General features: G+C 59.8%; 10 protein-coding genes. 7 read left to right on the forward strand and 3 right to left on the reverse strand.

The features are described 5' to 3' along the window. From glmS to VA602_RS02870, 3 genes are all read left to right on the forward strand, one after another. Positions 1–1,583, forward strand: a 1,583-nt coding sequence (gene glmS / locus VA602_RS02860) for a glutamine--fructose-6-phosphate transaminase (isomerizing) (RefSeq protein WP_323452418.1), incomplete at its 5' end; no start/stop codon positions are given. A 296-nt stretch (positions 1,584–1,879) separates the two neighbouring features. Then, entirely contained in the window at positions 1,880–4,300 is a 2,421-nt protein-coding gene (locus VA602_RS02865) for an S-type pyocin domain-containing protein (RefSeq protein ID WP_323452419.1), read from the forward strand. Positions 4,301–4,312: 12 nt separating this feature from the next. After that, complete coding sequence (locus VA602_RS02870; RefSeq protein WP_153774320.1) at positions 4,313–4,552, forward strand: pyocin S6 family toxin immunity protein; 240 nt, start codon at positions 4,313–4,315, stop codon at positions 4,550–4,552. A 197-nt stretch (positions 4,553–4,749) separates the two neighbouring features. On the opposite strand, the gene VA602_RS02875 is transcribed toward VA602_RS02870, so the two are convergent. Then, the gene (locus VA602_RS02875) at positions 4,750–6,126 is read right to left on the reverse strand and encodes an amino acid permease (protein ID WP_323452420.1); all 1,377 of its coding nucleotides are present in this window, start codon (positions 6,124–6,126) and stop codon (positions 4,750–4,752) included. 482 nt (positions 6,127–6,608) lie between these two features. Between VA602_RS02875 and hcnA the strand changes: the two genes are divergently transcribed. From hcnA to hcnC, 3 genes are read left to right on the forward strand one after another with little or no spacing between them, the layout of a single operon-like run. After that, positions 6,609–6,923, forward strand: coding sequence for a cyanide-forming glycine dehydrogenase subunit HcnA (hcnA, locus tag VA602_RS02880; RefSeq protein WP_323452421.1), 315 nt, complete (start codon positions 6,609–6,611; stop codon positions 6,921–6,923). Continuing rightward, positions 6,920–8,314: a cyanide-forming glycine dehydrogenase subunit HcnB gene (hcnB, locus tag VA602_RS02885; RefSeq protein ID WP_323452422.1), complete on the forward strand. Its 1,395-nt coding sequence runs from the start codon at positions 6,920–6,922 to the stop codon at positions 8,312–8,314. Before hcnA ends, hcnB begins: the two co-directional genes overlap by 4 nt. 2 nt (positions 8,315–8,316) lie before the next feature. After that, the gene (gene hcnC / locus VA602_RS02890) at positions 8,317–9,567 is read left to right on the forward strand and encodes a cyanide-forming glycine dehydrogenase subunit HcnC (RefSeq protein ID WP_323452423.1); all 1,251 of its coding nucleotides are present in this window, start codon (positions 8,317–8,319) and stop codon (positions 9,565–9,567) included. A gap of 201 nt (positions 9,568–9,768) precedes the next feature. On the opposite strand, the gene lpdA is transcribed toward hcnC, so the two are convergent. Next, positions 9,769–11,169 carry a dihydrolipoyl dehydrogenase gene (gene lpdA / locus VA602_RS02895; RefSeq protein ID WP_323452424.1) on the reverse strand — a complete coding sequence of 467 codons (1,401 nt, stop codon included), beginning with the start codon at positions 11,167–11,169 and terminating at the stop codon, positions 9,769–9,771. Between the two features lie 206 nt (positions 11,170–11,375). On the opposite strand from lpdA, the gene cfaB reads away from it, so the two are divergent. Continuing rightward, the gene (cfaB, locus tag VA602_RS02900; protein ID WP_063541884.1) at positions 11,376–12,560 is read left to right on the forward strand and encodes a C17 cyclopropane fatty acid synthase CfaB; all 1,185 of its coding nucleotides are present in this window, start codon (positions 11,376–11,378) and stop codon (positions 12,558–12,560) included. 40 nt (positions 12,561–12,600) lie between these two features. On the opposite strand, the gene cls is transcribed toward cfaB, so the two are convergent. Continuing rightward, positions 12,601–14,027, reverse strand: a 1,427-nt coding sequence (gene cls / locus VA602_RS02905) for a cardiolipin synthase (protein ID WP_323452425.1), incomplete at its 5' end; no start/stop codon positions are given.

The following is a 14,027-nucleotide window of genomic DNA, read 5'->3' on the forward strand; positions in this document are numbered from 1 at the left end:
ATGCCCACCCGCACTTCTCCGGCCAGGAAGTGGCCGTGGTGCACAACGGCATCATCGAGAACCACGAAGAACTGCGTGAAGAGCTCAAGGGCCTCGGCTACGTGTTCACCTCGCAGACCGACACCGAGGTGATCGTCCACCTGATCCACCACACCCTCAAGAGCATTCCCGACCTGACCGACGCGTTCAAGGCGGTGGTCAAGCGCCTGCATGGTGCCTACGGTCTGTCGGTGATCAGCGTCAAGCAGCCGGACCGTCTGGTTGCTGCGCGCAGCGGCAGCCCGCTGGTGATCGGACTGGGTCACGGCGAGAACTTCCTGGCCTCCGACCAGCTTGCGCTGCGTCAGGTCACCGACCGCTTCATGTACCTCGAGGAAGGCGATATCGCCGAAATCCGCCGCGACCAGGTGAACATCTGGGATCAGGCCGGCAGCAAGGTCCAGCGCGAAACCGTGCAGTACCACGAAGGCGCCGAGGCTGCCGACAAGGGCACCTATCGCCACTTCATGCTCAAGGAAATCCACGAGCAGCCTTCCGTGGTGCAGCGCACCCTCGAAGGCCGCTTGGGCAGCGACCACGTCATGGTCCAGGCCTTCGGCCCGCAAGCTGCCGAGCTGTTCGCCAAGGTGCGAAATGTACAGATCGTCGCCTGCGGCACCAGCTATCACGCCGGCATGGTTGCGCGTTACTGGCTGGAAAGCCTGGCGGGTATTCCGTGCCAAGTCGAAGTCGCCAGCGAGTTCCGTTATCGCAAGGTGGTGGTGCAGCCAGACACCCTGTTCGTGTCCATCTCCCAGTCCGGCGAAACCGCCGACACCCTGGCTGCCTTGCGCAACGCCAAGGAGCTGGGCTTCCTCGGCAGCCTGGCGATCTGCAACGTCGGCATCAGCTCGCTGGTACGTGAATCCGACCTGACCCTGCTGACGCTGGCCGGCCCGGAAATCGGCGTTGCTTCGACCAAGGCCTTCACCACTCAGCTGGTATCTCTGATGCTGCTGACCCTCGCCCTGGGCCGAGTGCGTGGCACGCTCGATGCCGCTGTCGAAGCCGAACTGGTCGAAGAGTTGCGCCGTCTGCCCGCGCGTCTGGGCGAAGCCTTGGCGATGGACAGCGTGGTCGAGAAGACTGCAGAACTGTTCGCCGACAAGCACCACACCCTGTTCCTCGGCCGTGGTGCCCAGTACCCGGTGGCGATGGAAGGTGCGCTCAAGCTCAAAGAGATCTCCTACATCCACGCCGAAGCCTATCCGGCAGGTGAGCTCAAGCACGGCCCGCTGGCGCTGGTCGACGCCGACATGCCGGTGGTTACCGTCGCGCCGAACAACGAGCTGCTGGAAAAGCTCAAGTCGAACCTGCAGGAAGTCCGCGCCCGTGGCGGCGAGCTGGTGGTATTCGCCGACGAGAACGCCGGCATGAGCAATGGTGAAGGCACCCATGTGATCAAGGTGCCCCACATCATCGATGCCCTGGCACCGATCTTGTACACCATTCCGCTGCAGCTGCTGTCGTACTACGTGGCCGTGCTCAAAGGCACTGACGTTGACCAGCCGCGTAACCTGGCGAAGTCGGTGACGGTGGAGTAAGCGGCTTCGCTGAGCGGGGGATGGATTTTGCGAATTAAAACTGTCGCACCGCAATAAAACTGTCGCTGACGAAGGGAGCCTTAACCGGCTCCCTTTTTCGTTGCGCACCTCGTTTCAGCTGAATCGCCCCTGGTTCCGTGAGTCACATCCAGCGCTTTGACCACGAGGTCTCCATCCGGCTTTTCTGATAAAGCCGCAGCCCGCGTACGCCCGAAGCTTCGATCGCGATACCCGCGACCTCGGCCCAGTAGCCCACCCGTCGAAAGACGCACGAGGCGACGATACCGGAGGCGACCTTGTTCAGTTCACATTTTGCAATTGATTCTTATTTCTTAAATTTGCTGTTCATCTATACAGTACTCTGGTGGCTTGCCACCTCACATCCCGAATGCGCAGGAAGGCGAACCGCTCATTTCATCGATCACGAGTTATGGAGCGATATCATGGTGCAAGGACCTATTGAATTACCCGCAACGCCTGTTACAGCCCCTGGAATTGACCCCCCTATTGGTGAGCCAGTCTATCTCGGACCAACATTTGTTGGTGAGCCCACCGTTCCCATCAACATCCCTGGGCTACCGTCAGTAAATTTTGGCCCGATTACAAGTCAGGCGCAGTTTCGAAGCGCTATGTCGGCTTACCTGACTTCGGTTTATGAAAAAGAAACAAAACGCATTAATGAACAATATCTAGCAAGCGTTGCTGTTTTAGCATCCACGCTACAAAAAGAGCTTGATACCGCGCGAGGGGGGACGTACGCAGGTGACTCTACCTCTGTCGGAGTTTTGCTTAGGGAAATAAATTTGCGCGAAAGCGCGACGAACCAAAAAACTATCCAACGTCAAACTCAGCAAACGAAGGCAAACAGCTTTTACTCTGCAGATTTTTCAAGCAAGGGGCGTGTTGATTTCATCCGGACTGTGACAGACCTCGCCATCAGTGGCAACGTAGCAGTGAATGTCATTCCCAGATGGCAGGAGTCTCTGGCTGCGACATATCAGGCCCGCTATCTTGGCGACCAAATCTCTCTGCTCAATGCTCAGGCGGCGACGTTGCGCGAACAGTTGGCCGTCGCTCAAGCTGCAGAACGAGAAGCACAAGCCGTTATTCAGTCAGTCAGCAGTGAGCTATCAGCCATTACGGAACCTGCGCAACAGCACCTGGCTACGCAAAGACAAACGCTGGAAAGTCAGTTTTCCGACTCATCGACTCTGACCCATGCTGAACGACAAGCCGCTACGCAGGCTGTCCAACAGTCGGTTCAGCAAAGTGACCAGCAGATTGATGCCCTTGCTGCAGCGGCCAGTAGTCAAATCAATGCAAACGAGCTCGCTCAGATCAGTCAATCAGTTAAAGCACAGGCGAACCTCCTCGCCTCAACGTTCACTGACGTGGTAAATCAGCTAGTGGCTGACGCCGATACGCTTATCGCTTCTCAACGCAATACGATCATTCAAGCAAGTAGTAACGCAGCTAGCCTAGTCAACGCCCGCATGGTCGAACTCATTGCACAAGTTCAAGCGAACCCAACACATGCCGCCGCCGCTGCAGCCCGGCAGAGCCTGCAGCAAACAACGAATAGCACTTATGCCATCGTAACTGACCAGCTTGACCAGGCCTCCCTCGCCGACAGCGCTAAACGACAACAAGTCATTGCTGGCATCCAGACTGCGCGAACTAACGCTCAGACGCAGTTACAGGGCGTGACTGCTCTCACTCAGAATGCCATCGCCCGGGCGGCCAGCACTTACCGGTTTGCAGGCAGTGCCGCTGCGCTGAGCATACCCGGACAAGGCGTAGTGCCTTTGGCCGAAGCAACTCTTGCTGCTCTGCGCCAAGGGATCGCGAGTGCGATCACCGCATTGGGCGGGATCACTTCTGCTACGGTCGGTGCTCCCTTTGCAGCAGGGCTTGCCGCCTTGGTTTACCCCAGTTCCACGGCCAGTCAAGCTCAAGACCAGACTCCAGCCCGTTTCCGCTATGGTATGGGGGTCGACGCCCGAGACCTTGGTCTTGCGCCGGGGGCCAATCTCAATGCTATCGCTGCTGCACAGGGTAAAGTCGAGCTGGCCTATCGATTGGCCAACGAAACACGCGGGGATGGTCGCTCTTACATTTTGGTCGTCGCTGCCGATGGGATCAACGTAACAAAGAACGTACCCGTCCGGGCGGCCACATTGGACCCGCAGACTGGGCGCTACATGGTTGTAGTGCCAAGCCTGGTGCCTGACCAGCCTCCTATCACTCTAACTTGGACGCCAGGTCGCGCCCCCGGCGAACAGTCCTCAACAACTACTACACCCACGGCGACACAGACTGTGCCAATCTACACAGGGGTAGAGCTACAGCCGCTTGAGATTGAGGCACTGTCGTACCCAGGTGAAGTGCTGGATGCCAATGACCTGATCATCACATTCCCGATTGACTCGGGAATTGAGCCGGTCTACTTGATGTTCAGTACTCCAGGATATCATCAGGCACCTGATGATTTGATTGCGTTTCCTGATGCAAAACCGGTGAAGGCTAAAAGTAGCGTTCGTGGTGGCGGTAAACTTAGAAGCCGCTGGATGGATAGTAAAGGCAGAATTTATGAGTGGGATAGTCAGCACGGAAGGGTTGAGTTATATAATAAACAAGGCAAGCATTTAGGAGAGTTTGACTCTGTCTCTGGTAATCAAACAAAGCCTGCTGTTCCTGGTCGAACTACCCCGAAGTGAGGAGTCGTTATAATGTATATTTCTTTGACAGGTTTTCTGAAAGACGATAGTCTTGATAATTCATTAAAGTTTCGCTTGCGCATCCCATCTCTTAATGAAAAAGATGTTATGAGCCTTTTGAATTGGCAGTCCCTTGAGGCTGAATCAGACGGTGAACTTCCTCTGTCTGATGAGCAAGCAGAAAAAATATTTTCTCTACTTGGCAATCCGATGCCTGACGGATTGGACTTTTTTGTTGGCGTCCGAGCTTAGCGGCAAGCCTCTACCTTGCTTAATTAGTTTGCACGGTGGAGCACATGGCCTGGGTACCCTATATGCCAAGTCCATGCTCAGGAATGCAAGAAGAGATAACGCCTTCTGACGTTTGCGCCGCGTTTGAACAAAAAATATCGGAGGCATGAGTGATTGCCTCCGATATTTTTATTTGAAAATTAAGTGCTCGACTTATATCAAGTCCGCGCCAGCTCCCGCACTTCGCCACTCCGACGCCTGCGTACCATGAAGTACGCCGCCACGATCACCAGCAAGGTCACCAGCACCAGCCAGAATTGAAAACGCGTCGTTGGGTCGATCGCCTGTGTCGCCAGCACCGACACCAGCGCCAGCAGCGCAATGACGTTGGTCAGCGGGAATCCCCAGGCCCTGAACGAGGTTGGGCCCACCACTTCATGCCGGGTTTTCAGGCGCATGCCGACGTGGGCGAAAATGATGAAGATCCAGACGAAGATGATGAACGCACCGGTGCTCCTGGCCAGGGTCAGGAAGAGATCGCCGCCGCTGATGAAGTGCAAGGTCAGAATCGTCACGCAAATGCAGAACGCCAGCGCCAGTGCATTGATCGGAACGCCCTTGGCGTTGGTACGGGCGAACAGCGCTGGTGCATGTCCGCGCTGGCTGAGCGAGAACAGCATGCGCGAGTTGGAGAACATGAACGAGTTCATCACCGACATGAACGACACGAACAACACCAGTTTCATTGCCACCGCCGCGCCCTTGAAACCGGCGAGGGTGAACAGCGCGACGTAGGGCGAGGCGAGGTTGGCCTTGTCGGTCCAGGGCAGGCAGAGCACCAGGATCGACACGGAACCGACATAGAACAGCATCACCCGCACGATCACGCTCTTGATCGCGCGGATCACGTTCCGGCGCGGGTTCTCCGATTCACCGGCAGCTACAGCGGCAATTTCGCTGCCGCCCAGCGAGAAGATCGCCACGATCACCCCGGCCATCACCGGCGACAGGCCATTGGGCATGAAGCCGCCATGGTCGGTGAGGTTGACCAGGCCGGGAGCGGGGATGTCTTCCTGCCACCCCAGCAGTATGGACGCGCCGAGCAGCATGAAGATAAGGATGGTGACCACCTTCAGCGCCGCCAGCCAGTACTCCACTTCGGCGAACGAACGCACCGAGTAGGCGTTGCTGGCGATCAGCGTCACCAGCATGATGAAGGCGCCGATCCAGATCGGCAGCCAGGGCATGAAATCGTTGAGGATCGCGCCCAGCAACACGGCTTCAAGGGTGATGGTCATCATCGACTTGAGCCAGTACAGCCAGCCCACGGTGAAGCCCGCCCAGTTGCCGAGGTAGGTGTTGGCGTAGGTCGAGAAGGAGCCGGCGTCAGGATTGCGCGAGGCCATCTCGCCGAGCATGAACATCACCAGAGTGACGATGATGCCGCCGATCACGTAGGACAGAATCGCGGCCGGGCCGGCCGAGGCAATCAGGCTGCCGGAGCCGACGAACAACCCGGCGCCGATCACGCCGCCAAGCGCGATCATGGTGATATGCCGCTGCTTGAGGCTTTGCTTCAATCCGTTGTCTTGCATGTCCAGACTTCTCTTATTATTGGAAGGAACCGGCGCGTCCTGCGAGCGGCAAGTGCTCGCGGATCTACCTGCACGGGGCGGTGCCATCAATCGAGGTCTCGCTTCAGGCAATGGCTATCCGAGCCGACACCTTGGGCAAAGCGGCGCGTCATCTCAAACGAATTCTGCGCACAACATCCTGCGGATTTTTCCTGAGGTCAGTTTCGACGCCGATGCGCTTGAGACGATCTATGAATAACTTGAGCTGCCCGGAAGTGTCGTGACGAGTGGGGGGCATAGCATGTTCCTCAAAGGCATGGGTGGCTAACCTGGGCGATGCGCAGTATGGATTTCCCTACCTCGACGGGTACTGCATCAGAAAAAACCAGGTCATACGCTGACAAAATCCTAGGAAGCTTCCTTCAATTCCTACGGCTTAGGTCAATATCTCCTCACAGTGCTTTGGCGTACCGTCGAGTCCTCTTCAAACAAGGACGAAGCCCATGCAATCACTGGAGCGAGTGCTCGACATACAGCCTGTCGTGCAGGCTGACATCACCTTTCAGATCAATGGCCAGACGGTGCAGGCCGCAGAAGGCGAGACGGTACTCAGCGTGCTCAATGCCGTTGGCCTGCGTCAGCTGGCGCGCAACGACCACGGTCAGCCAGCTGGCGCCTTCTGCGGTATGGGCGTTTGCCATTGCTGCCTGGTGGCGATAGACGGGCGGCCCAAGCGCCGAGCCTGCCAGACCGTGGTTCGGCAGGGGATGCGGGTGGAGACCGAGGTCAATCGCCTGGCCCTGGAGGTGCAGTCATGAGTCTGCGACCGGTGATAGTGGGAGGCGGCTCGGCGGGCATGGCGGCGGCGATCGAGTTGGCCGAGCATGGCGTCGACTGCCTGCTGTTCGACGAAGCCTCGCGGCCGGGTGGCGTGGTCTATCGCGGGCCGCTGCGTGCCGGTGTCGACCTCGGTTACCTCGGCGCACGCTACAGCAAGGCCCTGCACACGCTGCACGAAGACTTCGCCAGCAGCGCCGAACACATCGACTTGCGCCTGAACAACCGTGTGGTTGGCGGCGATCATGAGCGCCTGATGGTGGTGGATGCCGACGAGCAACTGCATGAGATCGACTATTCCCATCTGCTGCTGTCGGCCGGCTGCCACGAGCGCAATGTGCCATTCCCCGGCTGGACACTGCCTGGCGTGATGCTGCTGGGCGGGCTGCAGTTGCAGATCAAGAGCGGTGTGGTCAAGCCGCTGGGCAGGACCTTGATCGCAGGTACTGGCCCGCTGCTGCCACTGGTGGCCTGCCAACTGCATGCGGCGGGCGCCAAGGTTGCCGGCGTCTACGAGGCCTGCGCCTTCAACCGTATCGCCAAGGAAAGCCTGGCGCTGCTGAACAAACCGCAGCTGTTTCTCGACGGCCTCAGCATGCTGGCGTACATGAAGCTCAACGGCATTGCGATGCACTATGGCTGGGGTGTGGTCAGCGCCAGTGGTGAGGGTGAACTGCGCGAAGTCAGCCTTGCGCCCTATGGCCAGGATTGGAAAGCCGACATGAGTCGGGTGCGGCGCGAGCCGGTGGACACCTTGGCGGTCGGTTATGGATTTATTCCGCGCACCCAGCTCAGTCAACAGTTGGGGCTGGCGCATGGGTTCAGCGACGACGGCTACCTGCGCGCGACATGCAATGTCTGGCAGCAGAGCAGCCAGGCGCATATCCACCTGGCCGGCGACATGGGCGGTATCCGTGGTGGCGAGGCAGCGATGCTGACCGGGCGCATCGCTGCGGTGTCGATCCTGCAGCAACGTGGCGTGCTCGACGCCGCCCAGGCCATCGAGCGGCGCGAGCAGTACTTGGGCAAGCTGGCCGCGATCACGCGGTTCAGGGCGGGTGTCGAGCGCTATACCCAACGTGGCGCAGCGCAAATCGAGCTGCCGCAGGCCGACACGGTGATCTGCCGCTGCGAGCACGTCACCCGTAGCGATATCGACCTGGCGCTCGAGCAAGGTGTGCAGGACATGGCCAGCCTGAAGATGCGCACGCGGGTGAGCATGGGCGACTGCCAGGGGCGCATGTGTGTGGGCTACTGCAGCGATCGCCTGCGCGCCAGCACCGGGCGAGCGGATGTCGGCTGGCTGCGACCGCGTTTCCCGATCGATCCCATCCCATTTTCCGCATTCCAGCACCTGGCCACGGAGGCCTGAGCATGAACAAGACCTATGACATCGTCATCGCCGGCGGTGGGGTGATCGGCGCCTCCTGTGCCTATCAGTTGTCCAAGCGCAAGGGGCTGAAAATCGCCCTGATCGACAGCAAGCGCCCAGGCAATGCGACACGAGCCTCGGCTGGCGGCCTGTGGGCCATCGGCGAGTCGGTGGGCCTGGGGTGTGGCGTGATCTTCTTTCGCATGATGTCCTCGCGCAACAAACGCGAGGCCCATGGCGCAGCAGTGGCGGTGGATTCGAGCACGCCGCATATCCTGCCGCAGTGTTTCTTCGATCTGGCTCTGCAGTCCAATGCACTTTATCCACAGCTGCACCACGAATTGATCGAGCGCCATGGCATGGACTTCAAGTTCGAGCGCACCGGATTGAAGTACATCATCCAGGACGATGAGGACCAGCTGTACGCCGAGCACATCGTCGCGCAGATCCCGCACCTGGCGGACCAGGTGCGCTGGCTGGATCGCCAGGCACTGCGCGAGCGCGAGCCGGCGGTGACCCTGCAGGCCAAGGGGGCGCTGGAGTTCCTCTGCGATCACCAGGTCAGCCCGTTCCGCCTGGGCGACGCCTACCTGGAAGCTGCGCGTCAGAACGGCGTCGATCTGTATCTGAACACCAACATCACCGATGTGCTGCAGGGGAACTCGCAGATCAAGGGTGTAAGCACTGCCGAGGCGGGGGTTTTCCATTGTCACACCTTGCTCAATGCCGCCGGGGCTTGGGCGGGCGAGCTCAGTGAGTGGGCCACTGGTGCCTCGATTCCGGTCAAGCCGGTGAAAGGCCAGATCGTTCTCACCGAACGTTTGCCCAAGCTCCTCGATGGCTGCCTGACCACCAGTGATTGCTACATGGCGCAAAAGGATAATGGCGAGGTACTGATTGGCAGCACTACGGAAGACAAGGGCTTCGATGTCAGCAATACCTTCCCCGAAATTGCCGGGTTGGTTCAGGGGGCGGTGCGTTGTGTACCGGAGCTGGCGCAGGTGAGCCTGAAGCGTACCTGGGCGGGGCTGCGTCCCGGGTCGCCGGACGAACTGCCTATTCTTGGCCCTGTGGATGAGGTGACTGGCTACTTCAACGCGTGTGGACATTTCCGCACAGGGATTCTCACCTCGGCAATCACCGGCGTGTTGCTGGACAAGGTTATCCACAACGAGCCACTGCCGCTGGATATCACACCTTTCCTGGCGAGACGTTTCGGGCGGGCTGTGGATAAGAACTGGGCGGTGGGGTAGGGCATGGGCGGCCGCTCCTGCAGGCGTGGTAGCCGCTGCAGGAGCAACTGTCTCGTCCAAAATCTAGGGCCAGCCCAATCCCCTGTGGAGCGGGTTTACCCGCGAACAGGGGCGTAGCCCGTGCCAGGCAGCGCGGTGTCTTTTCGCGGGTAAACCGGCTCCCACAGGGGCCTGCGCTGCTTTTGCAGAAGCGGCCTTGTCTTAGATCTGCATCGCCATCCCTTCCACGTTCATCGCTGCCTGGCGTAAGGCTTCGGAGCGAGTCGGGTGTGGGTGGCAGGTCAGGGCGATATCCTCGGCCGACGCGCTGAACTCCATGGCCACGCAAAACTCGCCGATCATCTCGCTGACGCTCGGCCCGACCAGATGCACACCTAGCACCTCGTCGGTCTCGGCGTCGGCCAGCACCTTGGCGAAGCCTTCGGTCTCATGGTTGATCTTGGCGCGGCTGTTGGCGGTGAAGGGGAACTTGCCGACCTTGTAGGCACGGCCCTCTGCCTTGAGCTGCTCTTCGGTCTTGCCGACGCTGGCCAGTTCCGGTCGGGTGTAGATGACGCCGGGGATCAGGTTGTAGTTGACCTCATGGGCCTTGCCGGCAATACGCTCGATGCACGACACCGCTTCGTCTTCGGCCTTGTGCGCGAGCATCGGTCCGGAGGTGACGTCGCCGATCACCCAGATGCCGGGGACCTGGGAGCGGTGGTGATCATTGGCGAGCATGCCGCGTTTGTCGGTCTGCAGGCCGACGCTCTCCAGGTTCAGGCCCTGGGTGTACGGGCGGCGGCCGATGGCGACCAGCACATAGTCGGCCTCCAGGGTCTGCGCATCGCCGCCAGCGGCAGGCTCAAGCGTCAGGCTGACGCTGTTCGCCGAAGGCGTGGCCTGGGTCACCTTGCTGCCGAGCTTGAAGCTCATGCCCTGTTTGGCCAGGGCTTTTTGCAGAGTCCTGGCGGTTTCCTCGTCGGTGCCGGGGCAGATGCGGTCGAGGTATTCGATCACGGTCACCTCGGCCCCCAGGCGACGCCAGACCGAACCCAGTTCAAGGCCGATCACGCCTGCGCCGATGACCACCAGGTGCCTGGGGACCTGCGGCAGCGACAAGGCGCCAGTGGAGTCGATGATGCGTTGGTTATCGATATTCACCCCTGGCAGCGGGGTTGGCTCGGAGCCGGTGGCGATTACGATATCTTTGGCCTGAAGCGTGGTTTCGCTGCCATCCTCGGCCTTGACGATGACCTTGCCGACGCCGTCGAGGCGGCCCCAGCCCTTGACCCAGTCGACCTTGTTCTTGCGGAACAGGTACTCGATACCCTTGGTCAGGCCGCTCACGCTTTCGTCTTTCTGCTTCATCATCTGCGCCAGGTTCAGGGTCGGCTTGACCTCGATGCCCAGGTGCGCGAACTCGCTGCCGCTGGCGGCTTCGTACAGCTCGGAGGCGTGCAGCAGCGCCTTGGAGGGCATGCAGCCGACGTTCAGGCAGGTGCCGCCGAGAGTCGAACGTCCTTCGACGCAGGCCACGCTCAAGCCCAACTGACCGGCACGGATGGCCGCGTTATAGCCGCCAGGGCCGCCACCGATGATCACCACATCATAGGATTTCATGGGATTCACTCCAGGGAAGAAGAATGCGCGAGAGGGGGCACAAGGTTAGTCGCTGAATCGCGGATTGTATACAATCTGTTAGTCGCGGCATGGCCGATAGTATTGGACTATGGTCGCTATAAAAGGAAACTTCCGATGAATGAACTACCCTGATCCGGTGACGCTCGAATCCTTGTACGGCGTCCGTAATTGAAAGGGGGTCTTTCATGCTTGCGCAACTTCCACCTGCGTTGCAGAGCCTGCACTTGCCTTTACGTCTTAAGCTGTGGGACGGCAACCAGTTCGATCTAGGGCCTAGCCCGCAGGTCACCATCCTGGTCAAGGAGCCTCAGTTGATCAGTCAGCTGACGCACCCGAGCATGGATGAACTGGGCACAGCCTTTGTCGAGGGCAAGCTTGAACTCGAGGGGAACATTGGCGAAGTCATCCGCGTTTGCGACGAGCTCAGCGAGGCTTTGCTCAAAGACGATGAAGATGTAGTCCCGGTGCGCACCTCGCACGACAAGAAAACCGACGCCGAAGCCATTTCCTACCATTACGACCTGTCCAACGAGTTCTACCAACTGTGGCTCGATCCGGACATGGCTTATTCCTGCGCCTACTTCAAGGAGCCGGACAACACCCTCGCCCAGGCCCAGCAAGACAAGTTCGACCATCTGTGTCGCAAGCTGCGGCTGCAGGCCGGCGATTACTTGTTGGATGTCGGCTGCGGTTGGGGCGGCCTGGCGCGTTTTGCCGCACGCGAATATGGCGCCAAGGTGTTCGGCATCACCCTGAGCAAGGAACAATTGACGCTGGGGCGCCAGCGGGTCAAGGATGAGGGGCTGGCCGACAAGGTCGACCTGCAGATTCTCGACTATCGTGACCTGCCCCAGGATGGCCGTTTCGACAAGGCGGTCAGCGTCGGCATGTTCGAGCACGTCGGCCATGCCAACCTCGAACTGTACTGCCAGCGACTGTTCGGCGCCGTACGTGAAGGCGGCCTGGTGATGAACCATGGCATCACCGCCAAGCATGTGGATGGTCGGCCGGTTGGGCGAGGTGCTGGGGATTTCATTGATCGTTATGTATTCCCTCACGGCGAGCTGCCGCACATCTCGATGATTACCGCGCGTATCTGCGAGGCAGGGCTGGAGGTGGTAGACGTGGAAAGCCTGCGTCTGCACTACGCCAAGACCCTCAATCACTGGAGCGAAAACCTCGAGAACCAGCTGCATCGCGCTGCGGCGCTGGTGCCGGAGAAGACGCTGCGGATCTGGCGGCTGTACCTGGCTGGATGCGCCTATGCCTTCACCAAGGGCTGGATCAACCTGCATCAGATTCTTGCAGTGAAGCCGTATGCGGATGGCCATCACGACCTGCCGTGGACGCGAGAGGATCTCTATCGTTGATCAAGACGGGGCCGCCTTTGCGGCCCCGCTTCTTTTCCGGCTACAGAATCGGTGAAATCAAGCGCGCGATGCGCATCCCCAGCTGCTGCAGCCGATGAGTGTCACGGCTGTCTTCGGCGGTTATCTCCCGTGATTGCTCGAAGTCGCACAGCAGCATGGCCTCGACCTGATCGGCAAAGGCGCGGTCGATGGTCAGCAAGGTGATCTCGAAATTCAAGCGGAACGAGCGGTTGTCCATGTTGGCGCTGCCGATGGCGCTGACATCATCGTCCACCAGGATCACCTTCTGATGCACGAAGCCCGGCTGATAACGGAATATGCGCACCCCGGCCCGCACAGCTTCGAAGGCGAACAGGCTGGAGGCGGCATAGACGATCTTGTGGTCGGGCCGTGACGGAATCAGTATCCGCACATCGACGCCGCGCAGCACTGCCAGGCGCAGTGCCGCGAAGACGGCTTCGTCTGGAATGAAGTAGGGGCTGGTGATCCAGATACGCCGTGTTGCCGACTGAATCGCTTCGACGAAGAACAGTTGGCAGGTCTCCTGTGGGTCCGCCGGGCCGCTGGCAAGCACCTGACACAGTACGCCATCTTCTGGATAGGCATCGGGCAGGATCAGCGGTGGCAGCTCACGGGTGGCCCAATACCAGTCTTCGGCGAACGACTCCTGCAGACAGGCCAGCACCGGTCCGCTGACCTGCACGTGGGTATCGCGCCAGGGTGACAGGCGTGGATTGCCGCCCAGGTACTCATCACCGACGTTGTGCCCACCGACGAAACCCTGGAGTCCGTCAACCACGACAATCTTGCGGTGGTTGCGAAAGTTGACCTGGAAGCGGTTGAACCACCCACGGCGCGAGGAGAACGCCTGGATCTGTACACCGCCCTCGCGCAGCACCTGGCTGTAGCGCGCCGGCAGGGCATGGCTGCCGACCTGATCGAACAATACGTAAATCCTTACCCCTTCGGCGGCCTTGCGCAGTAGCAGTTGTTGCAGCTCCTGGCCGATGGCGTCGTCGTGGATGATGAAGAACTGCACCAGCACCGTGTCCCGCGCCTCGCCGATGGCAGCGAAGATCGCGTCGAAGGTCGCAGTGCCATCGATCAGCAATTTCACCTGGTTGTTGGCCAGGCAGGGCATGCGACCAAGCTTGGGCATGGCACGCAGTGCCGCGTAGCTTTCCGACTCCCGGGCGGTCAGGGCTTCCTCCACCCAGGGGCGCCAGTTGAGGTCGGCCATCGCCACGTGCATCTCCTGGTTGGCTTGTCGCCGCGCCTGTATATAGGCGTAAAAGGAGCGGGCGCCAAAGATCAGATAGGGCACCAGGGTCAGGTAGGGAATGAAGAACAGTGACATTGCCCAGGCGATTGCGCCTTGAGCGGTACGCACAGTGAACACCGCATGCAGCGCAGCGATGATGCCCAGGAAGTGAATCAGTCCGAGCAGGTAACCGAAGAAGTAGGGGC

The sequence above is a fragment of the Pseudomonas machongensis genome, assembly GCF_034961125.1.
GTDB classification, from domain to species: Bacteria; Pseudomonadota; Gammaproteobacteria; order Pseudomonadales; family Pseudomonadaceae; genus Aquipseudomonas; species Aquipseudomonas machongensis.